Origin of the sequence: Polaribacter sp., assembly GCF_965656025.1 — a bacterium.
In the GTDB taxonomy this organism is placed as follows: domain Bacteria; phylum Bacteroidota; class Bacteroidia; order Flavobacteriales; family Flavobacteriaceae; genus Polaribacter.
Map to the genome: position 1 here is coordinate 2968 of NZ_CBFHJT010000028.1, position 9271 is coordinate 12238.

The 9271-nt window shown below is 28.4% G+C and carries 9 protein-coding genes; 5 read left to right on the forward strand and 4 right to left on the reverse strand.

The annotated features are described in order from the left end of the window. Positions 1-7 precede the first annotated feature (7 nt). The 5 genes from gltX (at position 8) to ACTG3S_RS07150 (ending at position 5769) form a co-directional block, all read left to right on the forward strand. Positions 8-1543 (forward strand): glutamate--tRNA ligase, encoded by a 1536-nt coding sequence (gene gltX, locus ACTG3S_RS07130; protein ID WP_439128703.1) that lies wholly within the window; start codon positions 8-10, stop codon positions 1541-1543. Beyond that, complete coding sequence (locus ACTG3S_RS07135; protein WP_439128668.1) at positions 1540-2973, forward strand: pyridoxal phosphate-dependent decarboxylase family protein; 1434 nt, start codon at positions 1540-1542, stop codon at positions 2971-2973. Before gltX ends, ACTG3S_RS07135 begins: the two co-directional genes overlap by 4 nt. A 110-nt stretch (positions 2974-3083) precedes the next feature. Next, positions 3084-4007 (forward strand): SPFH domain-containing protein, encoded by a 924-nt coding sequence (locus ACTG3S_RS07140; RefSeq protein WP_439128669.1) that lies wholly within the window; start codon positions 3084-3086, stop codon positions 4005-4007. Between the two features lie 17 nt (positions 4008-4024). Beyond that, positions 4025-4888 (forward strand): LytTR family transcriptional regulator DNA-binding domain-containing protein, encoded by an 864-nt coding sequence (locus ACTG3S_RS07145; protein WP_439128670.1) that lies wholly within the window; start codon positions 4025-4027, stop codon positions 4886-4888. A gap of 152 nt (positions 4889-5040) precedes the next feature. Next, positions 5041-5769 (forward strand): LytR/AlgR family response regulator transcription factor, encoded by a 729-nt coding sequence (locus ACTG3S_RS07150; protein WP_439128671.1) that lies wholly within the window; start codon positions 5041-5043, stop codon positions 5767-5769. Positions 5770-5970: 201 nt separating this feature from the next. Here the strand turns inward: ACTG3S_RS07150 and tatA are convergent, their stop codons facing one another. From tatA to rnr, 4 genes are all read right to left on the reverse strand, one after another. Beyond that, the gene (tatA, locus tag ACTG3S_RS07155) at positions 5971-6159 is read right to left on the reverse strand and encodes a twin-arginine translocase TatA/TatE family subunit (RefSeq protein WP_439128672.1); all 189 of its coding nucleotides are present in this window, start codon (positions 6157-6159) and stop codon (positions 5971-5973) included. Positions 6160-6228: 69 nt separating this feature from the next. Beyond that, a complete protein-coding gene (locus tag ACTG3S_RS07160; protein WP_439128673.1) occupies positions 6229-6918 on the reverse strand; it encodes a head GIN domain-containing protein in 690 nt (229 codons plus the stop codon). 91 nt (positions 6919-7009) lie between these two features. Then, the gene (locus ACTG3S_RS07165) at positions 7010-7333 is read right to left on the reverse strand and encodes a YbjQ family protein (RefSeq protein ID WP_439128674.1); all 324 of its coding nucleotides are present in this window, start codon (positions 7331-7333) and stop codon (positions 7010-7012) included. Positions 7334-7335: 2 nt separating this feature from the next. Next, on the reverse strand, positions 7336-9271 hold a 1936-nt coding region (rnr, locus tag ACTG3S_RS07170; protein WP_439128675.1), incomplete at its 5' end, for a ribonuclease R.

Sequence of the window (9271 nt, forward strand, 5' to 3'; positions counted from 1 at the left end):
TAAAAAAATGGAATCAAATGTTCGTGTTCGTTTTGCACCAAGTCCTACAGGACCTTTGCATATTGGTGGTGTAAGAACAGCTTTATATAATTATTTATTTGCCAAAAAACACAATGGAACTTTTGTGTTAAGAATAGAAGATACAGACCAAACACGTTATGTTGCCAATGCCGAACAATATATTATTGATGCTTTAGAATGGTGTAACATTCCTTTTGATGAAGGAATAAACAAGAACGAAAAATTTGGGCCTTACAGGCAATCTGAACGCAAAGAAATCTACAAAAAATACGCAGATATTTTAATAAATACAGGTTGGGCATATTATGCTTTTGATACATCAGAGCAACTAGATGCACACAGAAAACAGCACGAAGCAGAAGGAAAAACCTTTATTTATAATTGGCACAATCGTGCAAAAGGACGTTTGGTAAATTCATTAGTTTTATCTGAAGATGAAGTACAGAAACGTATAAATGCTGGCGAAAACTATGTAATTCGTTTTAAAACTCCACAAAATGAAATTTTACAAATGGAAGATGAAATTAGAGGAACAATTGCTATTGATACCAATACTTTAGACGATAAAATTTTGTTTAAAGGTGATGGAATGCCAACCTATCATTTAGCCAATATAGTAGATGATCATTTGATGGAAATATCTCACGTAATACGTGGTGAAGAATGGCTACCATCAATGCCTTTACACGTCTTATTATACAGAGCTTTTGATTGGAAAGCTCCAAAATTTGCACATTTACCACTAATTTTAAAACCTGTTGGTAAGGGTAAATTAAGTAAAAGAGATGGAGATAAATTAGGATTTCCGGTGTTTCCTTTAAAATATACAAATGAGCAAACAGGTGATGTTTCTCGTGGTTATAAAGAAGATGGATATTTTGCAGAGGCATTTATAAACATGTTGGCTTTTTTAGGGTGGAATCCTGGTACAGAACAAGAACTTTTTTCTATAGAAAATTTAATACAAGAGTTTGATTTAAAAAGAGTTAGTAAATCTGGTGCAAAATTTAATCCAGATAAAACCAAGTGGTTTCAGCAACAATACATGCAAACAAAATCTTATGAAGAAATAACAGAATTATTCTTGCCAATTTTAGAAGAAAAGAATATTGTCATTTCGAGCGCAGTCGATAAATCTCGTGTTCAAAAAATTGTTTCATCAATCAAAGAAAGAGCCATTTTTGTTGAAGATTTATGGGATTTATCTTCTTTTTTCTTCGAAAGCCCTTCTGAATACGATGCAAAAAATGTAAAGAAAAACTGGAAAGAAGGGACTCCAGATTTAATGAAAGAGTTGTTAGAAATCATCCAAAATATCGAAGATTTTTCATCTGAAAACACCGAAAACGAAATCAAAGGATGGATAACCAGCAAAGAAATTGGTTTTGGTAAAATAATGCAACCTTTACGACTCTCTTTAGTTGGTAAGTTAGCAGGTCCGCATTTGTTTGATATTATAGCAATGATTGGGAAAGAAGAAACTATAAAAAGAATACAAACTGCAATCGAAAAATTATCATGAAATCAGCATTTGATTTAAGCGAAGCAGAAATGCGTTCTTATGGCTATAAAATTGTAGACTATATTGTAAATCACTACGCAAATATAGAAGAAGAAACACCTGTTACTGCTGCTTCTAGGGAAGAAATGGATGCTGTTTTTTTAACAGAAGCTCCAGAAAAAGATTCTAAACCAGAAGAGGTTTTAGATTTTGTTTTACAAAATGTTATACCTAATTGTAACTTAACAATGCATCCTAAAATGTATTCTTTTGTTCCTGGGCCAAGTAACTTTATTAGTGCAATGTCAGATTCTATTGCCACTGGTTTAAATATTTTTTCTGGTGGGTGGATGGTTTCTCCTGCAGCAGCAGAATTAGAAATTGTAACCATGAATTGGTTATTAAAAATATTTAATTTTCCTGTTAAAAAAGGAGGTGGAATTTTTACCAGTGGTGGTTCTATGGCAAATTTAACAGCTTTGGTAACTGCCAGAAGAATAAAATGTGGAGACGATTTTTCTAAAGCAATCATTTACTTATCTGACCAGGCACACTCTTCTAACATAAAAGCCATACGTGTTTTAGGTTTTAAAAAAGAACAAATACGTATTTTACCCACAGATGTAGATTTTAAATTAAGTATTAATAAGCTAAAAAACGAAATTGCAAAAGACAGATTATTAGGCTTACAACCTTTTTGTTTTATAGCCTCTGCAGGAACTACAAATACAGGGAGTATAGATCCTTTGAACGAAATTGCAGACATTTGCGAAGAGGAAAATATTTGGTTTCACATAGATGGTGCGTATGGTGGTGCCGCTATTTTATCCAAAAAAGGAGAACGTTTATTAGGTGGAATTGAACGTGCAGATTCCTTAACTGTAGATCCACATAAATGGTTTTATCAACCCTATGAAATTGGTTGTTTATTAGTAAAAGACGCTTCTTGGTTAAGCAATACATTTAGCGAAAAACCAGAATATTTAAGAGATATAGAGGGCAATGAGTCTGAAATAAACTTTTACGATTATGGGATTCAACTAACCAGGAGATTTAGAGCATTAAAGTTTTACATGTCTATAAAAACCTATGGTTTAGAAAAGTTTAGAAGTGCCATTACTTACAATATAAAACTTGCAGAAAACGTAGAAAAAATATTAAGAAAAAGTAAAAAATGGGAAATTATTTCTCCTGCAACTTTAGCTATTATTAACTTTAGATATCATCCAATAGATTTAGATTTAACAGAAAAACAATTAGATGTTTTAAATCAGAAAATATCTAAACGTGTAATGGATTCTAAAAAAGCATTATTAGTTACTACTATTTTAAACGGACAAGTAGTGTTAAGAATGTGTTTAATAAATGCAAAAACATCTATAGAAGATGTTAGAGAAACCCTTTTATTATGTACAAATTTTGCAGCAGAAATATTAAAGGAAGCTAATTAAAACTAGTTTTAAAAAACTGTTTTTATATTTTTTTTAAAGTGCCTCATAATTAATTACTGTTTTTGAGTATCTTTATAGAGTATTAATTATCAACATTAAAAAAATTAACTATGCCACCAATTTTTATTATAACTATTATATTTCTTGCACTTATCCTTTTTGCATCATTTTTTATGGTGAAGCAACAAACAGCTGCTATTATTGAACGTTTTGGAAGATTTAATGCTATTCGACAATCTGGTTTAAGGCTTAAAATACCTTTTATTGATAGAGTTGCAGGAAGGTTATCATTAAAAATTCAACAATTAGATGTAATTATAGAAACCAAAACCTTAGACGATGTTTTTGTAAAATTAAAAGTTTCTGTACAATACAAAGTAATAAGTGACAAAGTCTATGATGCTTTTTATAAGTTAGATTATCCTCATGAACAAATAACAAGTTATGTTTTTGATGTAGTTAGAGCAGAAGTGCCAAAAATGAAATTAGATGATGTTTTTGTAAAAAAAGATGATATTGCCATTGCTGTAAAGTCAGAATTAAATGATGCTATGTTAGATTACGGTTTTGATATTATTAGAACTTTAGTAACCGATATTGATCCTGATCCACAAGTAAAAATAGCAATGAACAGAATTAATGCTGCAGATAGAGAAAAAACAGCTGCACAATATGAAGGAGATGCACAACGTATTTTAATTGTAGAAAAAGCCAAAGCAGAAGCAGAAAGTAAACGTTTACAAGGGCAAGGTATTGCAGATCAAAGACGCGAAATTGCACGTGGTTTAGAAGAATCTGTAGAAGTTTTAAACAAAGTAGGTATTAATAGCCAAGAAGCATCTGCTTTAATTGTAGTAACACAACATTACGATACCTTACAATCTATTGGGCAAGAAACCAATAGTAACTTAATACTTTTACCAAATTCGCCACAAGCAGGTAGCCAAATGCTAAATGATATGGTTGCTAGTTTTACAGCAAGCAACCAAATTGGTGAAGCTATGAAAAACGCTAAAAAAGAAAAAGAAGATTAATATAAACCTTAATAAAAGTGCAAATTTTAAAATGGTTTAAAAAAGCCTATTTTTTTGAATTATCTCCAAAAAATCATTTATCAATAGCATTTAAAAACGGCTTTTTTATTTTTATTTTTCTGTATGTTTTTAAGCCTTTTGGTATGGAAGAATTAGGAGGTAATTTTTTTATATACTCACTAGGTTTTGGTTTTGTTACCTTTTCTGTGCAATCTTTTTTTTATATAGTAATACCTATATTATTTAAAGAATTTTTTAAGGAAGAAAATTTTACAATTTATAAAAATATCTTTTTTCTTTTTGTTTTAGTAAGTTGTATTGGTATTTGTAATTGGTTGTTTAATTCTCAATTTCAAAATACAGAAAATTGGAGGTTATTAACCTTTGAAGAAATCTTTACTTATACGTTTGCTATTTCTATTTTTCCTATCTTTTTAGTTACCTATTTTTCTGAGAAAAAACATAGAAAAAAAAGAGAAAAAGTTTCTGAAGAAATAATGAAAAATAAAGTTTCTTCTGAATATTTAATAATAAATGATGAAGTAAAAATATTTGCAGAAAATAAAAAGGAATCTGTAAATATTAAAATTGATCATCTTATTTATATTACAACACAAGGAAATTATGTAAGTTTTTATGTAAAAACAGACAATGGCTTAAAAGAAAAAATAATAAGAAATACCTTAACAAATATTAATAGTATCTTACAAAAATATTCTAATATTGTAAGGTGTCATAGGTCTTATATTATAAACGCTATCTTTATGGATCGAATTTCTGGCAATGCAAGAGGTTATTTTTTAGAATCTAAATTGATTGAAAAGCAAATACCAATTTCTAGAAAATTCGATAAAAATAAACTTAAAACCCTAATTAAATAGTGCTAAAAAAATATTTAAATTTAGTTAAAAACTGGTTATTAAAACCCTATTATTTTAACCCATCATTAAAGTTTAAATTTAGAATTAGTTTTTTTTTAGGACTGTTCGTTTTTCTATTCCTTTATATTTTTAAACCTTTTTACTTATCAACAATGGAAGTTATTCTTTTAGAATATACTTTATTAATAGGTATAATCGGTTTTTTAGGTACCTTTTTTATGTTGGCTGTACCTCCACTTATTTTTAAGAATTATTTTAATGAAGATAATTGGACTTTGGGAAGAAATATATTTCTAATAACACTAGGAATTATTCTAATAGGTAGTGCTCTATGGTATATTGGAGAGGAATATAAAGAACCCTATGATTTTAGAAAACTCAGTTTATTTCAATTTATTTTTTATACTTTTTTGGTAACTTTAATTCCTTTGGTATTCTTCATTTTTATAAACGAAAAGAACGTAAGTTTAAAAAGAAGAAAAAGAGCAAGTGAATTTAAAAAAAGAAGGGAAAATTTTACATCAGAAAAAGAAAAAACTCAAATTATTGTTTACTCAGATAATGGTAAAGAAAAAATAGTTTTTTTTATTGATAGATTGGTATATATAACTTCTCAAGGTAATTATGTAAGTTTTTACTTAAAAAAAGAAAATGATTTAAAAGAAATTATATTAAGAGCAACTTTAACTAGAATTGCTAAAGATTTACAAGACTATAAAAATGTTATAAGGTGTCATAAAAGCTATATAATTAATACCTGCTTTGTTAAAGAAATTTCTGGGAATGCTAGAGGATATTTATTAAAGTCTGATTTAATTTCATTTAATATACCCGTTTCTAGAAGTTTTAGTAAACAATCTTTAGAAAGTTTATTAAATTGATACCTTCCTTTTTATCCCAAAAAGCCCTTTTTTATTCCCATTTACAACAAAAGTTAGATATTTATTTTAAAAAATAATATTTATATCTATTTTTGAAATCAAGAATTGAATTGATTGGGGGATTTGTTTAATTCATATAAAAAGAAAAGCGCTAATCAATTGATAGCGCTTTTTTTTTATATTTTAATATTTAAATACTATTTATTTCTTTTCTTCTAATTTTTCTTCAGAGTCTTCTTTAGAAGCATTTTTAAACTCTTTAATACCACTTCCTAAGCCTTTCATTAACTCTGGTATTTTTCTTCCTCCAAAAAGTAATAAAACAACCACTAGTATAATAATTACTTGTGGTCCTCCAATAAAACCTGATACTATTGATAAACTATACATCTGTTCTTTAATTTAATAGTACAAAGATACAAAAAAGCTTGTTATACAAACATTTTTATAATTGTTCTGTTAATTTCTTTTTTCTATAATACCACCAATTACTTTTTTATCTTTTACCACCTCTGGATTTCCCTTGTAAAAAATAGTACCACCAAAACTAACTTTCGCGTTTAATGTTTCGCCTGCATTTACTTCTGCTTTTGCACCTGTACCTGCTTTTACAGTAGAATTTCCTGAAGCTTCTAATTTAAAACCATGGTAAATACCATATAAATCTACATCTATTTCTTGATTTTTTGCAGTACCAGAAAGTTTAATAATCCCTCCAGAAGATGCTCTAACAGTTAAATAATTAGTTTTTGTAGTTAAGTTTATAAAGGCTCTTTCTTGTGCATTTACCTCTAATTTATCTTGATTAAAGTTTTTACTAGTAATGGTTGCACCTTCATTAGCATCTATAATATTAATAGCTTTGTTGTAATACAATTTTACTAAAATTTTACCATCTGCAGCATTATCTGCAGGTGTTAAAGAAAATGGTAACGATAATTTTAATGTATTATCTACATTTTTAATTTTAACCATTTCAGATTTTTCACCTGTAATTTCTATTTTTTGGTCTGATGATTTGATTAATTCTACTTCTATACCATTGTAAACTTTTAGAATGTTATAGTCTCCTAAATTTTTAGTAACTGTAGATTGTGCAAAAGTTGTAAAACCAATAAAAAACAGAAATATAAAATTGAGTTTTTTCATTTTATTTAAGTTTGATGTGACAATTTTATCAATAATTATACCAATAATAAAGAATTTTTTAGCTTTTTATTGCATTGGTACTGCAAAAAAATTATTTTACAGTTACTGCTGTACCAGTAATAGAAACTAATAATGTTGCAGAATTTGCAAGTGGTTCTACATCTAACTGAATACCAACTACTGCATTTGCACCTAATTTATTTGCATTGTCTTTTAAATTTTGAAAAGCTTTTTCTTTTATTGCCTCTAAACCTAAAGTATATTTTTCGTAATATTTAGTCATGCTAAACATATCTTTAAAAGACATCTTTGTTCCGTTAGAAGAATAACTAGAATCGTAAGCTGTACCAGTTACAATACCTAAATAATCTACTATTTTAAAATTTTCTATGTTTGGTGTGGTTGTTAAAATCATATTTAATCTTCAATTAAATTAAAATCTAAATGTTTGCGTTCTAAATCAGTTTTCTTTACTTGTACTTTTACATCATCACCTAATTGATACATTTGCTTAGTAGATTGCCCAACTACAGCGTATTGTTTTTCATCAAAAATATAATAATCGCTTTTTATATCTCTAATTCGAACCATTCCTTCACATTTATTTTGTTTAATTTCCACGTAAATTCCCCATTCTGTAACGCCTGTAATTACACCTTCAAAAATTTCATTTTTATGATCTTGCATGTATTTAACTTGCATGTATTTTATAGAATCACGTTCAGCTTTACTAGCTAATTCTTCTCTTTTAGAAGAGTGTTTACACTTTTCTTCATAAAGAAGCGATTTTGGGCTATTTCCGCCATCTAAATAATGTTGTAGTAAACGATGTGTCATCACATCAGGATAACGTCTAATGGGTGATGTAAAATGGCTATAATAGTTAAAAGCCAATCCATAATGACCAATATTTTGGGTGGTATACACTGCTTTAGACATGGTTCTAATAGTTAAAGTTTCTATCATATTAGATTCTGCTTTACCATGTACATCACTTAAAAGTTTATTTAAAGAATCTGATGTGGTTTCTTTAGTATCTGTATTAATTTTGTAACCAAATTTGCTAATAATATTCTGTAAAGAAGCTAATTTTTCTACATCTGGCTCATCATGTACTCTATAAATAAAAGTTTTACCAGAAGGTCTGCCTTGTTTTTGGCCTATAAATTCAGCTACTTTTCTATTAGCTAACAACATAAACTCTTCTATTAATTTATTAGCATCTTTAGAGGTTTTAAAGAAAACTCCAACAGGATTTGCTTCTTCATCTAAATTGAACTTTACCTCTACTCTATCAAAAGAAATTGCACCTTGTTTCATTCTTTTTTTACGAAGAATTTTTGCGAGTTCGTCTAATTTTAAAGTAGCTTCTACAATTGCTGGAGAAACTTCATATTCTTTATCAATAATAGAAGTTTCTGAAGGCATTGTGTATGGTTGTATGTTGTTAGATAATTTACAATTTTCTATAATAGATTGTGCTTCTTCATACGCAAAACGTTGGTCTGAATATGTTACTGTTCTACCAAACCACTCTCCTACTATTTGTGCTTTTTCATTAATTTCAAATACTGCAGAAAAAGTTAATTTTTCTTCCTTTGGTCTTAAAGAGCAAACACCATTACTCAACATTTCTGGCAACATTGGTACTACTCTATCTACTAAATACACAGAGGTTGCACGTTCGTAAGCTTCATGATCTAAAATGGTATCTTGTTGTAAATAATGAGAAACATCTGCAATATGAATACCAACTTCGTAATTACCATTTTCTAATTTGGTAAAAGACAAAGCATCATCAAAATCTTTGGCATCTTTAGGATCTATGGTAAAGGTTAAATCTTTACTCATATCTCTACGTTTTCTTATTTCATTTTTAGTAATTTCTATGGATAAATTTTCTGCATCTTTTTCTACTTCTGCAGGAAACTCATAAGGCAAATCGTATTCTAATAAAATAGAATGCATTTCTGTATTATGATCTCCTGGTTTACCTAAAACAGTGGTTATTTTACCAAACGGATTTTTAGAGTTTTCTGGCCAATCAGAAATAGTAGCTTGTACTTTATCTCCATGTTCTGCGCCATTCATTTTGTTTTGTGATATAAAAATATCGGCATACATTTTATAATTATCACAAATTACAAAACCAAAATTTTTGCTTTTTTGTAAAACGCCTACAAACTCTGTTTTTGCACGTTCTATAATTTCTACAACATCTGCTTCTATTTTTTTACTTCTTTTACGCTGATAAACATAGGCTCTAACTACATCTCCATGCAAACCTTTTCCTAAATTTACGTTCGGTATAAAAATATCTTCTTCATAATCATCTGTTATAAAATACCCATTC